This is a genomic window from Pseudomonas sp. PGPR40 (assembly GCF_022014505.1).
Lineage (GTDB): Bacteria > Pseudomonadota > Gammaproteobacteria > Pseudomonadales > Pseudomonadaceae > Aquipseudomonas.
Window position 1 is genome coordinate 1 of record NZ_JAKLSP010000021.1, and the last position, 16,999, is coordinate 16,999.

Genomic DNA, 16,999 nt, shown 5'->3' on the forward strand with positions numbered 1-16,999 from the left:
GGTGATGCGTAAATACCTGACCGGGTTATGGGCGTGCATGCGTTCTGGAGAGGAATTTGATACGGCCAAGCTTTTCAGCGAAAAACATCTCGCGAAAGCTTGACCGTGAACAGAGTATCTACAGGTTTCATTTGCCGAGAGACCACGTCGGGTGGTCTCTCGGTTTTTTGCATCAGGCAAACACGAAATACTTACGCACGGTCTCAACCACTTCCCACGTGCCTTTCATGCCTGGCTCGATGACGAAAATATCACCGGCGCGCAGGTGGATCGGCTCCATGCCTTCCGGGGTGATGATGCAGTAGCCTTCCTGGAAATGGCAGTATTCCCACTTCACGTATTCCACGTACCACTTGCCCGGCGTGCAGATCCAGGTGCCCATGATCTTGCTGCCATCTTCGCTGGTGTACGCGTTGAGGTTGACGGTGTGCGGGTCGCCTTTGAGTTTTTCCCATTTGCAGGCGTCGAGCACGGGCAGCGGATGGGTATCGCGTAGGACGGTGATAGGTGCGGACATGTCAGCTCCAGGCTAGCGGCGGGATTGAAGAAGCAGCCTATCGCCGAGAGGGACCACTCGGATGTCTGGGGTCGACATCCAGTTACCTGTAAACGCTGATGCGAGAGCCTATGCAAGGCTGTTTTGCACCGTTGCTGTGCATTTGTGACGTTTTTGCTACAGCAATGCACCATAAAAGTTCAATGAATTTTTAGACGAAAACGAAATAACCAGCAGGACATCTATTGCAAAACAAAAAATCGTCTGTACTATAACATTCGTACTAGCGGACTTTCCCGCCAATGGAGTTACATTTTAGTCACGGACAGACTTTATTCAGCTTTCTCAATCATTAATTTTCTGACTTGGCCGTTGGCTCAAGCGCTGCTGTCTACCTGTAGTTGTTTAAATGACGAGTACAGTGGAATAAATAATTAATTAAAGTTGCGCAGACGCAATGTCGTGCGTGCTTTGAGAGTGCGAAAAATAAATCGTTAGTTATTGCTTGTGCACGGGCGGATTTGTCCGCGGGGTTTCTGTGTGCGTTAAATAATCTTGCATCCCGTATCAATGGAATGAGGCTTTGCTGTGGATGACACTAATGTAGTCGAAGTTTTAACGACGATCGACTCTGGCAGTGAGCTCGGTCGGCATGTATGGATTCGTGCCGCCAGTCGTCTGCAAAATGTTCAATTGGGTGATGACTGTTTTGTCGGGTTCAAGTCTGACTTGAAGTTTGTCGCCATCGGTAAGGCAAGCATGCTGGCTACCGGCGTGCAGTGTTTGGGTACCGCTCAATCACCGATCCGGATCGGCGCAAACGCCTGGCTCGGTGCGAAGGTTACGGTGCAATCGGGTGTCTCCATCGGGGCTGGCGCAGTGGTTGCCGCGGGGGCTCTGGTGGTCTCGGATGTTCCGCCCGATGCTGTAGCGGTTGGGCGCCCCGCGCGCATCATCGCCTCTCGCAATGTGGTGGAGGATGGCTCGCCGAGCCCCGAGCGCGTGCTGGCGAAGGTGCGGGAGCGGGCGCGTCAGGGCATGCCTTCATTGCTCGACCGGGCCTCGTTGTCCGTGGCCCGACTCAAGGAGCTGAACCCGGATACCCAAACCTGGGACATCAGTGAAGACACGCTTATCGATGCCGAATTGCGCGGTGGTGCCTCGGTGGACATCGCTCGGGACTGCATCCTGATCGGGCGCAGCGCGCGCCAGGGCGGAATCTCGCAACTGGGTGGCATCGATATTGGAGCGGGGGCTTCGTTGGCTGAAGGCATCGTTATCGAGGCCGCAGGCGGAGTCACGATCGGTGCCTTCAGTGAGTTGGGCGCGCGGGTCACTGTCGTTACTTCATCACATGATCATTCATTTCGTTCACTGCCTTGGGAGGAGGCCCCTGTACGCATTGGAAGTCGCTGCGTTATTGGTGAGGGAGCAATCATAGTTGGTCCACTGAGTATCGGTGATGGTGCCGTTATAAAACCCTATTCAGTGGTTATAAGGGATGTATTGGAAAACACTGTGGTCAATGGCGTTGTTCAACTAATGGAGATTCAGGAATGATTTTATTTGCCCCCAACCCTACCGGTTCCGGACATAACATGCGGGCTCTTTCCATCGCTCAGGCGATAAAGAAACAACGTCCGGATATGGCGTTGACCGTGGCGCTGGCTTCCTTGCAACCGACCTTCACGCCATTGTTCGAAAAGGCCGGCGTCGAGGTGGTGGACATCGCTGGGCGACTGGTTGATTACTCGAAAAAAAGCAACTTGTCGAAAGAGCTGGACTGGGCCAATTACATTGGTGGTTATATCGCCAATACCTTTTTGTCCGGCGAACGAATCCTGTCTTATCTGGCGTTGATCGCGGAGTACAAGCCGGCGGTGCTGGTGTCGGACTACAACATGGCGGCCTGCCTGGCGGCGATTTTTAGCGGTACGCCGCTGGTATTCGTGACCGAGCGTTATGACTTCACCCTCTGCCAACTGGAAGACAGCGACCTGGCCGACGGCGGATTCGAAGTCAACGCCCTGGAGATGGCCAGAGCCCGCACGGCCCTGCACAGCCAGTTCTCCTGGATGATCAATCAGAGCCAACTGGTCCTGACTGACAAGCCCTACGTCGCTTCCCTCGATCAAGGCACTCCGGTCGCCGAGGCCTTGAGTGCCGGCAAAGCACACTTCGTCGGGCCGATGATCCGTGACATCACGGTGCAAAGCGGCTTGAACGTGCGCGCCGAACTGAACCTTGGCGACTCGCCGTTCATTGTTGCCTCCATCAGCGGCACTACGATGTTCTCGCAAAACAAGGAAGCGCTGCTGGCGGCTTACCTGGAGAGTTTCAAAACTCTGCGCGAGCGCAATCCAGAGCTGAAAATGGTGCTGCTGGGACGTCAGGATATCCAGGCCCAGGAAGGCGTGATCTGCGTGCCGTACTACCCGGACTGGATGGGCCTGTTGCGTGAAGCCAGTCTGCTGATTTCGGCGCCAGGCTGGATCACCGTGACGGAAATTTCAGCGCTGAACATTCCTACGTTGTTCGTCCTGCCGTCGAAATCGGAATACCACGAACTCGAGGCCCTACGTCGTCTGGAGCTTCTGGGTTTCCCGACCCATCTGGGGCACGACCAGCACCGGATCGTTGAGTTGGTGGCGGGCGAGCTCGAAAAAAATACCAACGCAGCCGATTACTTTGCCCCTCATCAACAAGTGGCCGCCCCGGACGGCGAAGGCGCTGCCCGCGCTGCCACGCGGATTATCGAGTTGTGCCAGGACGCCATTGTCCCGTTGACCGAAAGCAAAGCCGCCTAACCTCATGGAAGAGGAATACACCATGTCGCTTCATCCACAGTTCCTTTTTGATCAAGGCCTCAAAGACGCCGAGTACGGTGGTTATTTCGCAATCACTGATGCCTGCGGGCAGGTCGCGATTTCCAGTGACAAGCAGTTGCAGGATCAGGTTGAGGTGACGCTCTACCAGGCAGCACATGGCAGCGAAGCGCAATTGCGTTTCGCCCATGAGGGCCTCATGCGTTTGTACGATGGCCAGCACGCGGGGTTTCACGAGCTCGCCGATCGGTTCTGGACGCCCCACGGTTCGGGGCGTTGCCGGACGCTGACGCTGCAACTGGATGCGTTGGCGGCGTTGATTACCTACCAGCGCAAAGTGCCGCAAGACACCGCAAACCTGGCCAACATCAAGGCGATGCTGGAAAAAATCGAAACGGTCTATAGCCGATCGGGCGTAGCTGGCATCTATAGCAGTGACTGGTCCGAACCGCTGGAACTGGCCACCTCGATCGAGCTCGACATCAGCGCTGTCAATTTGCTCTCGTTGATCGGCACCGATCCGCTGGGAGCCGGCCTTGTCGGGCATCTTGAAGTGCATGCCGAAAACCTGATCGCCCGCGTCGCCGGCAGTGCCAGCGAGCAGGGTGTCGATGTGGCGTTGAGCCGCTGTGCCGTTCGAGCGCAGACCAGTCTTGCACTGGTCGGATTGGCCAACGTTCGCGATGACAATGCTCTGTCGAATCTGGCCCGCTCGTTTCTCAAGCAGACCTTGGCCTTGTTCCGTGATCCGGCCTATGGCGGGTACTGGGACCGCGTGTGTATCAACGGCAAAGTGCGGGTTGATTGGCACACGTCTTACAAGAAACACGAGTCGCCATTTCCAATCAAGACGGCCTATGACGCAGCGCTGCTGTTGCAGTCGATTGAGGCGTTCCCGGCGGATGCGCACGACCTCGATCGGGCCGGCGTGACGGCGGCCTTGCTGGATTTTCACGACAGCCGCAACGGTGGGCTGTTCATGGGCAAAGGCTATTTCTGGTCGACCCCCGATGACCCGACCGTGCCCTTCATTCGGCAGTTCTGGGCGCCGCCGCGTCAGCCCGGGATCTTCACCATCGGCAACCTGACGTACCTGCCGTTGCATTTGAAGAGCCTGAAAACCCAGCTCGCCGCCGCGCAGGCGCTACAGGCGACTCAGCCAGTCACGGCAGTGCATCATCACGATGACGCGGCGTTGGTGGCACAGGGGCTGGAAGGCATCGATGGCGGTGGCGATGTGCAGGACATTCATCCGGCAGCCGTTCCGGCGATCAATGTTGACTTGAAGCGCTACCTGGCCTGGCTGTCCCAGGCTCGGGCCTCCAGTGACACACCGTACGGGTTGACCGCTGAAACCGCTCCGCTGGGGTTTCGGGCAGACAAGACGTGGCAGGTGTTTTCCGGTCTGCATGTGATCTCGGATTTGCATGCCCTGGGCATCGAGATTGAAAACAAGACGAGCCTGATCGACTGCATCAAGTCATCGCAAAACGCAGACGGCGGTTTTGCCGAACAACCGGGTCATCTCAGCGATGTGTTCGCCAGTTATTGCGCAGTGCTGTCACTGCGGGTGCTGGGGGCGCTGCCGGATGATGTCGAAGGTTGCGTGCGTTACTTGCAGGCGTGCCAGAACCCGGACGGTGGTTTCGGCGATGTCGCGGGTTATGTCTCCGATATCTGGCACACCAACCTGGCGGTCTTGTCGCTGCATGCGCTCGGCGCTCGGGCACCAGACGAGCAGGCCGTGCAGGCTTTCGCGCTGCGATGCCAAACCGCCGATGGCGGGTTTGCCAACAAGCCGGGTTATCCACCGGATGCGTTCTCGGTGTACCGCGTGGTTTCCACGCTGTTCATCCTCAATAAACGCATCGTCAATGCACAGCAGACTGTGGCGTGGCTGCAAAAACTGCAACAGCCCAATGGCTCGTTCCATTATCGGCCCGGCAAGGCTGTCAGCCTGGTGGGCTCCTACATGGCCATCGCCGCGATGTATTTGCTCGATGCCCAACCCGACTACTTGCAAGCGTCGAAGGACTGGATCGCTGCCCATCAAAAACAGGATGGCGGGTTCGGGCCGCTCAATTCGACGTCGGCCACCACCGACGAAAGCTTTGTCTGCATTCAGACCTTGCTGATTTTGGAGAAAGGCTTGAGCCAGTACTGGGTGGCCTTGCTCAACTGACCGATGGCTCGATGGCAGACGCCAATCGATGGACTGTGAATCATCATTTGGCCAAGGGAGGCGCTGATGAAAATTTTAGTGACAGGGGGCGCGGGCTTTATCGGCTCGGCACTCGTGCGGTATCTGATCAACGAAACCGAGTGCGAAGTGATCAACGTGGACAAGTTGACCTACGCCGGTAACCTCGAGTCATTGGTCGATGTGGCCGACTCGCCGCGGTATCGTTTCTATCAAGTGGACATCTGCGACAGGAATGCGCTGGACGAGATATTTGCGCGTCTTCAACCCGATGCCGTCATGCATCTGGCGGCCGAGTCCCACGTGGATCGCTCGATTGACGGGCCCCAGGCCTTCATCGAGACCAATATCGTCGGCACCTACACCTTGCTCGAAGCGGCACGTGGCTACTGGAACCGATTGGATGCGCCACGTCAGGCGGCGTTTCGTTTCCATCATGTGTCCACGGACGAAGTGTATGGCGACCTCGAACCTGAGGATCCGGCGTTCACCGAAACCACCGCTTATGCACCCAGTTCGCCGTACTCGGCGACCAAGGCCAGCTCCGATCACCTGGTTCGCGCCTGGCACCGGACGTTCGGTTTGCCGGTGGTGCTGAGCAACTGTTCGAACAATTACGGGCCGTTCCATTTTCCGGAAAAACTGATTCCTCACATCATTCTCAATGCGCTGTACGGCAAACCGTTGCCGGTGTACGGCGACGGAGGGCAGATCCGTGACTGGTTGTTCGTCGAAGATCATGCCCGGGCGTTGTATGCGGTGGTCAGCCGCGGTGAGGTGGGGCAGACCTACAACATCGGTGGTCACAACGAGAAAACCAATCTGCAAGTGGTGCACACCTTGTGCGACTTGCTGGAGACGCGCGGCGCACTCAAGCCGGCGGGTATGAAGCGCTTTCGGGACCTGATCACGTTCGTCAAGGATCGTCCCGGCCATGACAAGCGCTACGCCGTCGATGCCGGAAAAATCCAGCAGGACCTGGGCTGGACGCCGCAGGAAACCTTCGAGAGCGGCCTGCGCAAAACGGTCGACTGGTACCTCGACAATCGTTCCTGGTGGACGCGGGTACTGTCGGGCGACTACGCCCTGGAACGCATCGGCGAACACCAGAACGAAGCCGTCGAGGCCTGAACCGAACCCACTTCACGGACGCCATTGCGGGCGTCTGTCACACAACTGCTTCAAGGAGCAAAGCATGGCCAAGTACAAAGGAATCTTATTGGCGGGTGGCGCGGGTTCACGGTTGCATCCTGTGACCCTGGGAGTTTCCAAGCAGTCGCTGCCGGTGTACGACAAACCGATGATTTATTACCCACTGTCGGTGTTGATGCTGGCGGAGATTCGCGAAATTCTGATCATCTCCACCCCGGAAGATTTGCCGGGTTTCCAGCGCATGCTCGGCGACGGCCGCCAGTTGGGCTTGAGCTTGAGTTACGCGGTACAACCGAGCCCGGACGGTTTGGCCCAAGCCTTCATCATCGGTCGCGAGTTTGTCGGCGAAGACAACGTATGCCTGGTGCTGGGCGATAACATTTTCTATGGCGCCGGTTTCGGTGACACGCTGCTGGAAGCGGCGAGCCGCGAGGACGGCGCCACGGTGTTCGGCTATTACGTGGCCGACCCGGAGCGCTTTGGCGTCGTCGAGTTCGACGACACCGGCAAAGCCCTGAGCATCTGCGAAAAACCGACCCATCCGAAATCCAATTACGCGGTCACCGGGTTGTATTTCTACGACAACGACGTGCTGCAGATCGCCGCGGATATCAAGCCATCGCCACGGGGCGAGCTTGAAATCACCGACGTCAACAATGTCTATCTGGAACGCGGCAAGTTGAACGTTTCGGTGATGGGGCGCGGGTTGGCTTGGCTGGATACCGGGACTCACGACTCCTTGCTGGAAGCAGGGAATTTTGTGCATGCCATCGAGAAACGCCAGGGTCTGAAGATCGCTTGCCTGGAAGAGATTGCCTACAACAAAGGCTGGATCGACGATGCCCAACTGTTGGTGCAGGCAGGGAGCATGAGCAAGACCGGCTACGGTCAATACCTCGCCCGGCTGATCAACGATGACGTGCTGTCGGTCATGGATGCACGGCAACCGCTCAAAGGCGCGGCCTGATATCGGTCAATGGCCCACAGGATCATCGTGGGCTATTGAACGGGCGGTTTATCGTCCGGTGACGCTGTCGTGCTGCGGGGTTTTGAAGCCCGGTCGTGGTTCAAGCGGCGGCGTTTGCTTCGAACGCAAACGTGCCAGGCGACTGGCGTGGGTCGGTGGCTCGGCGGCTAACGGTGAGCGACGCTTGCGGGTCTCTTCGCGCAATACCGGCAGTACTTCCTTGCCGAACATGTCGAGTTGTTCCAGCACGGTTTTTAAAGGAATACCGCCATGGTCGAAGAGAAACAGCTGTCGCTGGTAGTCGCCGAAGTGTTCGCGGAACGTCAGGGTCTTGTCGATGATTTCCTGGGGGCTGCCGACGGACAACGGAGTCATCTCCATGAACTCTTCAAGGGAAGGGCCATGACCGTACACCGGGGCGTTGTCGAAGTAAGGGCGGAATTCCTGTCGCGCGTCCTGAGAGTTGCGGCGCATGAAAATATGACCACCCAGGCCGACGATGGCTTGTTCCGGCGTGCCATGCCCGTAGTGCGCAAACCGCTCACGGTAAAACTCCACCAGGGCAATGAAATGCTCGCGGGGCCAGAGGATATGGCTGGCAAAAAAACCATCACCGTAATACGCCGCTTGTTCGGCGATTTCCGGGGTACGAATCGAGCCATGCCAGACGAAGGGCGGCAGGTCGTCCAGCGGTCTGGGAATGGAAGTGAAGTTCTTCAAAGGGGTACGAAAGCGACCACTCCAGTTGATGTCTTCTTCGCGCCAGAGCCTGTGCAGCAATCGATAATTTTCCATCGCCAGCGGCAGGCCGTCGACGATGCTTTTGCCGAACCAGGGATAGACCGGTGCGGTATTTCCCCGGCCAAGCATCAAGTCCATGCGACCTCCTGCAAGGTGTTGCAGCAACGAGTATTCCTCGGCCAGCCGCACCGGGTCATTGGTGGTAATGAGGGTGGTGGACGTCGACAAAATGATGCGCTGGGTTTTCGCTGCGATGTACGCCAGCAACGTGGTGGGGGAGGACGTGATGAACGGCGGATTGTGGTGCTCGCCCGTGGCGAACACATCCAGGCCGATGTCTTCGGCTTTTTGCGCGATTTGCAGGGTGGCCTGAATGCGCTGAGATTCACTTGGGGTACTGGCGTTGGTCGGGTCTTGTGTGACGTCGCCAACGGTGTAGATCCCGAATTGCATAAAGCCTCCTTGCCTTGCGTGTAGGTGTGTTTGAAGCCGGTGCCTCGAGGTTAAATAAACGAGGTACTTGAAATGTACGCCTGTACACGTACAATCGCAATTCTGGATCGACGTCCCACGGACATTTTGAACAGCTGACAAGGACGGGAGCAGAGCATGGAGCTGGGATTTATTGGTTTGGGCACGATGGGCGTGCCGATGGTGCTGAACCTGTTAAGGGCCGGTCATCGGGTCAACGTGTGGAATCGATCGTCGGCACCGCTGGATGAACTGGCGCGCGCCGGTGCTCAGCCCGTCGATAGTCCGGCGCTCGCCGCGCAGGCCGAGGTATTGATCTCGATGTTGGGCGATGACATTGCCATTCGCTCGGTGTTCATCGACGGCAAAGGGCTGGATGGCCTCGCCGCGGGTAGTGTTCACGTGAATATGTCCACAGTGTCGGTCGCGCTGGCCAAGGAGTTTGCGGCGCTGCATGCCGAGCGTGGTGTGGCGTATGTCTCTGCTCCGGTGCTGGGGCGGGTGGACGTGGCCGCGGCAGGCAATCTGAATATTCTCGCGTCCGGTCCCGCGCAAGCACTGGCCCGTGTTCAGCCGCTATTCGATGTGTTGGGACGCAAGACCTGGCCATTCGGGGAATGCGCGGAACTGGCGTGCGTGGCTAAACTGTCGGCCAATCTGATGGTGGCGGCGGCGATCGAGTCCACGGCGCAAGCGTCCACCCTGGCCACCGGCTATGGCATCAGCTGTGCAACGTTCATTGAAATGATCACCTCGACGCTGTTTCCCGTGCCGGTTTATCAAGGCTACGGGCAACTGATGATCGATAAACATTTTGAGCCGGCAGGCTTCAAGCTGTCCCTGGGTCTGAAGGATATTCGTCTGGCTCTGGAGGCGGGCGAAGCGGCGCAGGTGCCATTGCCGTTTGCCAGTGTGTTGAAAGACAACCTGCTGGACGGAATGGCCCATGGTCAGAGCGATCAGGACTGGGCATCGTTGTCGGAGGTGAGTGCACGACGCGCCGGCTCACGCTAATAGCCGAAAGTTCAAAAGGCGTAACTTCTATGGAGGTTCGATAGTGCCTTGTCGTCTGAAATTTTTCATTAAGTTTTACGGGCATATTTTCTATAATAAAAGCGTAACTAATGCTTGCCAATGTACGACTGTAGACGTACATTTTTGTCGAGTTAAAAAATAATAAAGATTCATCTGTTCTTCGTCTGCTGATCATTAAATAAATAATAGCTAGGAGCCGTTATGAAAAATCTTATGCAATGGAACAATCTTCCCACTGAGTCCAATGAGTGGCTTGAGAAGGTGCGTGCGCTGAACCCGTTGATCATCAGACACAGGGATTACAGCGAGCAGACGAATGCGACTCACAAGGATGTGATGTCTGAGCTCTTCAAGGAAGGTTTCGGCAGAACGTCGGTGTCCAGGGCGTTTGGTGGTTCGCAAGTGGATATCCAGACGACTTCCGCCATGCTGCTCGAATTCGCCCGTCACGACGCCTCGGTGTCCTGGCAATTGGCGGTGCAAGTGGCGATGGGCCGGCTCTCCGACTACTTGCCGGAGCACACCTCCGAAGCGATCTACAGCACTTGCACGGGTTTTGTGATCGGTGCGATTCACTCTGGCGGTGAGGCAGTGCCGGTCGGCGACGATTACCTGTTGAGCGGCAAGTGGGCTTTCGCCAGCGGTTCGGCCTATGCCGACTGGCTGGTATGCACCGCCACGGTGAAAGGCCCGGCCGACGGCTCGGCGCCTGAAGTGCGGATGTTTTTTGTCCCTGCGTCCCAATGCAAGATCAACCACACCTGGGACACGCTGGGCATGCGCGGCACGGGCAGCCATCATTTCGAATGTGAGCAAGTGCTGGTCAACAAGGCCTTCTCCCTGGATGTCGAGACGTTGAAGAAGTCCCCGCAAATTCGTAGTTCGCGGGCGTACGCCACAGGTTATTACGAGTTCGGTACCCTGGCGGCGATGTCCACCGTGCTGGGGGTTGCCCGTGCAGCGGTCGATCATTTCCGTAACGATCGGGCGGTAAACACCGATCCTGGCCTGGAAGGGGTGATTTTCGAGAAAACCGGTCGAGCCATTTCGTCGGTGCACACGGCTCAGTTGCTGCTTGAAGATGCGATCTGCCAGGTCATCAATCGTGGTGAAACGATCGGCGATCCCGTCAGTGCACGGGTCGGCCTGGCGGCCTCGGTGCTCACTGAAAACTCGGTGAGCGCGGTGAATCAGATCTACGCGCTCGCCGGTTCCAAAGCGGTTTATAAATCCCACTTCCTGGAACGCTGTTTCCGCGACATTCATACTGGTTCAAAGCACTTCACTTTGTCACCTTTGAATTTGCACGGTATCGGCAAGTTTTACCTGGATAAGACCAACGCGCTCGCGGCAGCGTAAACGGTTATAAATAAACCCGGCGTGTTATGAGTGATTAATCACAAGGATTAATAACACGCCGGGTTTGTGCCGCCTTTTTTTATTAATTCTTGAACTTTTGCGCTCGCAGTTGAGAGTCAAGGGAGTGCCATATGCTTGCTCGAAATAAAGTTAAATCACTGGTGTTTGTTCTGCTGGTTATCGTTTTTGGCAGTGCCCTCGGTTGGCGTTTCTGGTGGCCCGCCCCGGTCTCGGCCGAACAACGGATACCCAGTACCAAAGTCGGTTTGGCGCAGGTCAAGAGGCAGCCCTACACCTATTACCTGGAAGCCATCGGCAAGCTTGAGGCTCAGCGCCAGGTGCTGGTGTCGGCCGAAGTCAGCGGCAAGGTCGTGGACATCGACTTCGAGTCCGGTGATCAAGTGGCGGCGGGACAGGTTCTGCTCACGCTCAACGACGCGCCGGAGCAAGGTGAGCTGGTTCGCCTGAAGGGCGAGTTCGAATCGGCCAAGGCGCAATTCGCCCGGGTGCAGGAACTGGCGAAAACCGGTGCTGAAAGCCGTCGGGCCTTCGACAGTGCCCGTGCTCAATATGACGCGGCAAAAGGCGACATGGAGCGCATGCAGGCGCAAATCGCCCAGCGTCATATTCGTGCGCCGTTCGCGGGTACCCTCGGGATTCGTCAGGCGCATCTGGGTCAGTACCTGGAGGCCGGTGGCGCTGTCGCGACCCTGACCGACCCCGGTGTGCTGCGAGTCAACTTCACCCTGGCCGAGCGCGATGGCTCCCGCGTACAGCTCGGCCAGACCGTGCAGGCGAAAGTCGATGCCTGGGCGGATGTGAAGTTTCAGGGAAAGATCGTGGCGGTCGATCCACAGATCAATCAGTCCCACACCATCAACGTTCAGGCCGTGATTACCGACACGAAAAAACTGCTGCGCCCAGGCATGTATGCCCGGGTGTCGGTCACGTTGCCGCAGACTTCCGAGCTGGTGATTCCGGAAACGGCCATCACCTATAACGCCTACGGCGAAAGCGTCTTTTCCGTGTACACGGATGACTTGGGGGTGCAGAAGGTCAAGCGCGAAAGCATCAAGGTCGGTGAGCGCCGCGATGGCTGGGCGGTTGTCGACAAAGGTTTGAACGAGGGCGTGCAGGTGGTGACTTCCGGGCAGTTGAAACTCCATGACGGAGTGGCTGTGGAAGGTGTGCCGGACACGGTTGGCCTTAACCTCACCACTGGGTTGGAAAAATGAAATTCACCGACATCTTTCTCCGCCGCCCCGTGCTGGCCGTGGTGGTCAGTACGCTGATCCTGCTGTTCGGCGTGCGTGCGTTGCTGAACCTGCCGATTCGCCAGTATCCGATGCTGGAAACCTCGACCATCACGGTCACCACCCAATACCCGGGCGCCTCGTCGGAGTTGATGCAGGGCTTTGTGACGCAACCGATCAGCCAGGCGGTGGCCTCGGTGGAGGGCATCGATTACTTGTCTTCGGCATCGACCCAAGGCCGTAGCCAAGTGACGATCCGGATGGCACTCAACAGTGATTCCATCTCCGCGCTGACTGAGGTCATGGCCAAGGTCAATCAGATCAAATACCGCTTGCCCAAGGATGCCTATGACCCGGTGGTGGAACGCACCTCGGGTGGTTTTACCAGTGTGGCCTACGTGGCGTTCGCCAGTTCCAACCTGACCATCCCGGAGATGTCCGATTACATTTCCCGTGTCGTCGAACCGATGTTCGCCGGCATCGAAGGCGTGGCCAAAATCAACATCATGGGCGAGCAGAAACTCTCCATGCGCCTTTGGCTGGATCCGCAACGCCTGGCGGGCTACGGGATGACCGGCCAGGACGTGTCGAACGCGATCGAAGGCAACAACTTCCAGGCCGCCCCGGGGCAGGTCAAGGGCTTGTATGTGGTCAGCAACCTGCGGGTCAACACCGATCTGAACAGCGTTGAAGATTTCCGCGACATGGTGCTGCGCAACGACAATGGCCGCATCATCCGCGTGCGGGATGTCGGGACGGTCGAGCTCAATGCTGCTTCAACCGATACCAGTGGTTCGATGAGTGATGTGCCGGCGCTGTTCCTCGGCCTGGACGCCGCACCGACCGGTAACCCGCTGGTGATCGTCAAACGCGTACGGGAGCTGTTGCCGCAGATCCAGGAAACCCTGCCGCCGGGTGTGACGGTACAAATTCCGTTTGAAGTCGCGCACTTCATTCAATCCTCGATTGATGAAGTGTCTTACACGTTGCTGGAAGCTTTGGTGATCGTGGTCCTGGTGATTTACCTGTGCCTGGGTACGTTCCGCACCGTGCTGATTCCGTTGGTGACCATTCCGCTGTCGATGCTCGGCGCCGCGATGTTGATGCAGATGTTCGGCTTCAGTCTGAACCTGCTGACGTTGCTGGCGATGGTTCTGGCCATCGGCCTGGTGGTGGACGATGCGATCGTGGTGGTGGAGAACGTGCACCGCCACATCGAGGAAGGCAAATCCCCGTTCGATGCCGCGTTGATCGGCGCCCGGGAAGTGGCCGGGCCAGTGGTCGCGATGACGTTCACCCTGGCGGCGGTGTACGCGCCTATCGGTTTGATGGGCGGGCTGACCGGCACGCTGTTCAAGGAATTTGCGCTGACCTTGGCAGGGGCCGTGGTCATCTCCGGCATCGTTGCGTTGACGTTGTCGCCGATCATGAGTACCCGTCTGCTGGATGCCAAAAGCAGCGAAGGCTTCATGGCCGTCAAGGCTGACCGCTTCTTCCAGTATCTGGCCAGTCGCTATGGTGCGTTGCTGGGCGGCTCGCTTGCGCGGCGCTGGATCAGCCTCAGCGTGGCTCTGGTGATCTTTTTCAGCCTGCCGTTCCTGTACCGCTCGGCGCAGACCGAACTGGCGCCGCTGGAAGATCAGAACATTCTGCTGACGGCCATCAAGGCGCCGCAGCATGCCAACCTCAATTACCTTGAAGCGTACGCCCACAAGCTCTACGAGACGTTCAACCAGATTCCCGAGGGCTACAGCAACTGGGTGGCCAACGGTTCCGATGGGCTGTCCAACAGCGTCGGCGGGATCAACCTGGTGGACTGGGACAAGCGCGGTCGCGACGCCAACACGATCCAGCCCGACTTACAGGCGCGGGTCAACGAGATCGAAGGCACCAGCATCTTCGTGTTCCAGATGCCGCCATTACCGGGTTCCACCGGTGGATTACCTGTACAAATGGTCATCCGCAGCGATCAGGATTATCTGGCGTTGTTCAACGTGATGGATCAGCTCAAGCAGGCGGCTCAGGCCAGTGGTTTGTTTGCCGTGGTCGACAGCGACCTGGACTTCAACAACCCAGTGGTGGAAATCCAGATCGATCGCGCCAAGGCCAACGCCCTGGGCATTCGCATGCAGGATATTGGTGAGACCCTCAACAGTTTGATCGGCGAGAAATATGTCAATCGGTTCTCCTTTCACGGGCGCTCCTACGACGTGATTCCGCAGTCGATTTCCTCGGACCGGCTCACCCCGGAAACCCTCAAGCTGTATTACGTGAAGGATCAGAAGGGCAATCCGGTGCCGTTGTCGACACTGGCCACGCTCAGCATGAAAGTCGAGCCCAATCGCTTGACCCAGTTCAACCAGCAGAACTCCGCCACGTTCCAGGCCATTCCGGCACCGGGCGTGACCTTGGGTGATGCCGTGGGGTTCCTGCAAAAGCAATCGGAAGGGTTCCCGGCCGGTTTCAGTTTCGACTGGCAGTCCGATGCCCGGCAGTACGTGCAGGAGGGCAACAGCCTGGCGTTCACCTTCGGTCTGGCACTGGTGATCATTTACCTGGTGTTGAGCGTGCAATACGAGAGCTTCCGCGATCCGTTCATCATTCTGATCAGCGTACCGCTGTCGATTTGCGGGGCGCTGGTACCGCTGGCGCTGGGGATGACGTCGCTGAACATTTACACGCAAATCGGCCTCATCACTTTGATCGGGTTGATCAGTAAGCACGGCATTCTGATGGTCGCGTTCGCCAATGAATTGCAGCGTAAGCAGGGCATGGACCGGGTACAGGCGATTCAACATGCCGCGCAGGTTCGCTTGCGGCCGATTCTCATGACCACCGCAGCTATGGTGGTGGGGCTTGCGCCCCTGTTGTTCGCCAGCGGTGCCGGCGCCAATAGCCGCTTCGGGCTGGGCCTGGTGATTGTGGTGGGCATGCTGATCGGCACGCTGTTCACGCTGTTTATCCTGCCCTCGGTTTACACCTTGCTGAGTTCGATCAAGCAGCCCGCCCGCGCACCTGAAGCCATTCTGGTCAGTGCGTCGCAACCCATCATGTGAGGATGTTGTATGTATCGGATTACTCGCTTCATGCTGGCGCCGCTGGCGGCTTCCATCCTGATGGCGGCAGGCTGTGTGAACTATGCAGGGATCGATCATCAGGGCACCTTGTTGTCGGTTGACGATCTGCACTCCAAAACGCTGCAAGACACATTGCCGCCCGCCAACTGGCCTCGTGCCGACTGGTGGACGTCGTTGGGAGATCCGCGATTGGGGGCCTTGATCGAAGAGGCCTATACCAGCAACCCGGACCTGCAGGAAGTATCGGCACGGGTCGCCAAGGCCAACGCATTTCTGGATTTGCGCGAGGCCGAGCGCTACCCCGAAGTCAATGCTTCGGCGGGCGTCACGCGTGCCCGGTTGTCGCGGTACGAGGACTACAGCGGAGAGGGCCAAAACTACGTCACCGCCCGATCGCTGGCGGTCAATTTCAACTACACCTTTGACCTGTGGGGTGGACAGCGGGCGGCCTGGGAGTCGGCACTCAACAGCGCCATGGCGGCCGAAGTCGACCTGCAATCGTCGAGGCTGATTCTGACGGTCAACGTGGTCAAGGCCTACAACCAACTGGCCTATGCCTGGCAAGTGTCAGAGCTCAATCGCCGAGACCTCGCACGGTTGAGCAAACTGGTGGAACTCTCGGACTCACGCTACGCCTCGGGGCTGGATAACCTGTCGCAGTTGAAGCAGGTGCAAAGCCTCAAGGCGCGCTCGGAATCGACCTTGATCGGCGCGCTGGATGACATCGAAATCGCCCGGCTGCAGTTGTCGGCCCTGGTCGGCAAGGGCGTCGATCGCGCGCAAAGCATCGACCGTCCTTCGAGCCTGCAAGCCAGTGTAGTGGCGCTGCCCGCTCAGTTGCCGGCGCAACTGGTCGGGCGTCGGCCAGACATCGTGGCGGCGCGCTGGCGAGTCGAGGCCGAGAATAAAAATATCGATGCGTTAAAGACTACGTTTTATCCCAACATCAACCTGGTGGCCTCGGCGGGGACTCACGCCTTGTCCGGCGATGCGTTGCTGGCCAGCGTCAGCAAGTTCTGGAACATCGCACCGGCCGTTTCCCTGCCGATTTTCGATGCCGGGCGCTTGCGCTCCGACCTCAAGGCCGGCAACGCCGAACTGGACATTTCGATTGCTCACTACAACCAGGTGCTGACCTCGGCCCTGCATGAAGTGGCAATTTCGGTCACGCAACTGCGCTCTTTCGAACAGCAGATTGCAGTGCAGCGAGATGCCTGTGCCATTGCCCAGTCGTCCTACGATCTTTCTCAGTCCCGGTACAAGGCCGGGGAAGATACGTTCCTGGATGCGTTAAACATCGAGCAACAATTGATTCAGGACGAGATGCGCCTGGCCTTCCTCAACAGCAAGCACATCGACAGTTCGATTTCGTTGATGGCGGCCTTGGGCGGCGGCTTCCAGGAGCGCGAAGAGCAGTAGAAAA

General features: G+C 57.9%; 12 protein-coding genes. 10 read left to right on the top strand and 2 right to left on the bottom strand.

Annotated elements, in window-relative coordinates:
- Positions 1 to 172: 172 nt before the first annotated feature.
- Positions 173 to 517 carry a cupin domain-containing protein gene (locus MEB48_RS18340; RefSeq protein ID WP_237885409.1) on the bottom strand — a complete coding sequence of 115 codons (345 nt, stop codon included), beginning with the start codon at positions 515 to 517 and terminating at the stop codon, positions 173 to 175.
- 567 nt (positions 518 to 1,084) lie between these two features.
- On the opposite strand from MEB48_RS18340, the gene MEB48_RS18345 reads away from it, so the two are divergent.
- The 5 genes from MEB48_RS18345 (at position 1,085) to rfbA (ending at position 7,640) form a co-directional block, all read left to right on the top strand.
- Complete coding sequence (locus tag MEB48_RS18345; RefSeq protein WP_237885410.1) at positions 1,085 to 2,056, top strand: acyltransferase; 972 nt, start codon at positions 1,085 to 1,087, stop codon at positions 2,054 to 2,056.
- Positions 2,053 to 3,303, top strand: a complete 1,251-nt coding sequence (locus MEB48_RS18350; protein WP_237885411.1) for a hypothetical protein — start codon at positions 2,053 to 2,055, stop codon at positions 3,301 to 3,303. Before MEB48_RS18345 ends, MEB48_RS18350 begins: the two co-directional genes overlap by 4 nt.
- Positions 3,304 to 3,325: 22 nt before the next feature.
- A complete protein-coding gene (locus MEB48_RS18355) occupies positions 3,326 to 5,503 on the top strand; it encodes a prenyltransferase/squalene oxidase repeat-containing protein (RefSeq protein ID WP_237885412.1) in 2,178 nt (725 codons plus the stop codon).
- A gap of 66 nt (positions 5,504 to 5,569) precedes the next feature.
- Positions 5,570 to 6,652 (top strand): dTDP-glucose 4,6-dehydratase, encoded by a 1,083-nt coding sequence (gene rfbB, locus MEB48_RS18360; RefSeq protein WP_237885413.1) that lies wholly within the window; start codon positions 5,570 to 5,572, stop codon positions 6,650 to 6,652.
- Positions 6,653 to 6,716: 64 nt separating this feature from the next.
- The gene (gene rfbA / locus MEB48_RS18365) at positions 6,717 to 7,640 is read left to right on the top strand and encodes a glucose-1-phosphate thymidylyltransferase RfbA (protein WP_237885414.1); all 924 of its coding nucleotides are present in this window, start codon (positions 6,717 to 6,719) and stop codon (positions 7,638 to 7,640) included.
- A gap of 48 nt (positions 7,641 to 7,688) precedes the next feature.
- Here rfbA and MEB48_RS18370 read toward each other — a convergent pair whose 3' ends face one another.
- Positions 7,689 to 8,834, bottom strand: coding sequence for a CE1758 family FMN-dependent luciferase-like monooxygenase (locus tag MEB48_RS18370; RefSeq protein WP_237885415.1), 1,146 nt, complete (start codon positions 8,832 to 8,834; stop codon positions 7,689 to 7,691).
- 156 nt (positions 8,835 to 8,990) lie between these two features.
- Here MEB48_RS18370 and MEB48_RS18375 point away from each other — a divergent pair, with 156 nt between their 5' ends.
- From MEB48_RS18375 to MEB48_RS18395, 5 genes are all read left to right on the top strand, one after another.
- Entirely contained in the window at positions 8,991 to 9,866 is an 876-nt protein-coding gene (locus MEB48_RS18375; protein ID WP_237885416.1) for an NAD(P)-dependent oxidoreductase, read from the top strand.
- 222 nt (positions 9,867 to 10,088) lie between these two features.
- Complete coding sequence (locus MEB48_RS18380) at positions 10,089 to 11,246, top strand: acyl-CoA dehydrogenase family protein (protein WP_237885417.1); 1,158 nt, start codon at positions 10,089 to 10,091, stop codon at positions 11,244 to 11,246.
- A 131-nt stretch (positions 11,247 to 11,377) separates the two neighbouring features.
- The gene (locus MEB48_RS18385) at positions 11,378 to 12,481 is read left to right on the top strand and encodes an efflux RND transporter periplasmic adaptor subunit (protein ID WP_237885418.1); all 1,104 of its coding nucleotides are present in this window, start codon (positions 11,378 to 11,380) and stop codon (positions 12,479 to 12,481) included.
- Positions 12,478 to 15,555, top strand: coding sequence for a MexW/MexI family multidrug efflux RND transporter permease subunit (locus tag MEB48_RS18390; protein WP_237885419.1), 3,078 nt, complete (start codon positions 12,478 to 12,480; stop codon positions 15,553 to 15,555). Before MEB48_RS18385 ends, MEB48_RS18390 begins: the two co-directional genes overlap by 4 nt.
- A gap of 9 nt (positions 15,556 to 15,564) precedes the next feature.
- Positions 15,565 to 16,995, top strand: coding sequence for an efflux transporter outer membrane subunit (locus MEB48_RS18395; RefSeq protein WP_237885420.1), 1,431 nt, complete (start codon positions 15,565 to 15,567; stop codon positions 16,993 to 16,995).
- The last annotated feature ends 4 nt before the right edge of the window (positions 16,996 to 16,999 follow it).

Excerpts from the sequence above, each read along its gene's own strand:
- MEB48_RS18340 (WP_237885409.1), bottom strand. The coding sequence starts at position 517 with ATGTCCGCACCTATCACCGTCCTACGCGATACCCATCCGCTGCCCGTG.
- MEB48_RS18350 (WP_237885411.1), top strand. The coding sequence starts at position 2,053 with ATGATTTTATTTGCCCCCAACCCTACCGGTTCCGGACATAACATGCGG.
- MEB48_RS18355 (WP_237885412.1), top strand. The coding sequence starts at position 3,326 with ATGTCGCTTCATCCACAGTTCCTTTTTGATCAAGGCCTCAAAGACGCC.
- rfbB (WP_237885413.1), top strand. The coding sequence starts at position 5,570 with ATGAAAATTTTAGTGACAGGGGGCGCGGGCTTTATCGGCTCGGCACTC.
- rfbA (WP_237885414.1), top strand. The coding sequence starts at position 6,717 with ATGGCCAAGTACAAAGGAATCTTATTGGCGGGTGGCGCGGGTTCACGG.
- MEB48_RS18370 (WP_237885415.1), bottom strand. The coding sequence starts at position 8,834 with ATGCAATTCGGGATCTACACCGTTGGCGACGTCACACAAGACCCGACC.
- MEB48_RS18375 (WP_237885416.1), top strand. The coding sequence starts at position 8,991 with ATGGAGCTGGGATTTATTGGTTTGGGCACGATGGGCGTGCCGATGGTG.
- MEB48_RS18380 (WP_237885417.1), top strand. The coding sequence starts at position 10,089 with ATGAAAAATCTTATGCAATGGAACAATCTTCCCACTGAGTCCAATGAG.
- MEB48_RS18385 (WP_237885418.1), top strand. The coding sequence starts at position 11,378 with ATGCTTGCTCGAAATAAAGTTAAATCACTGGTGTTTGTTCTGCTGGTT.
- MEB48_RS18390 (WP_237885419.1), top strand. The coding sequence starts at position 12,478 with ATGAAATTCACCGACATCTTTCTCCGCCGCCCCGTGCTGGCCGTGGTG.
- MEB48_RS18395 (WP_237885420.1), top strand. The coding sequence starts at position 15,565 with ATGTATCGGATTACTCGCTTCATGCTGGCGCCGCTGGCGGCTTCCATC.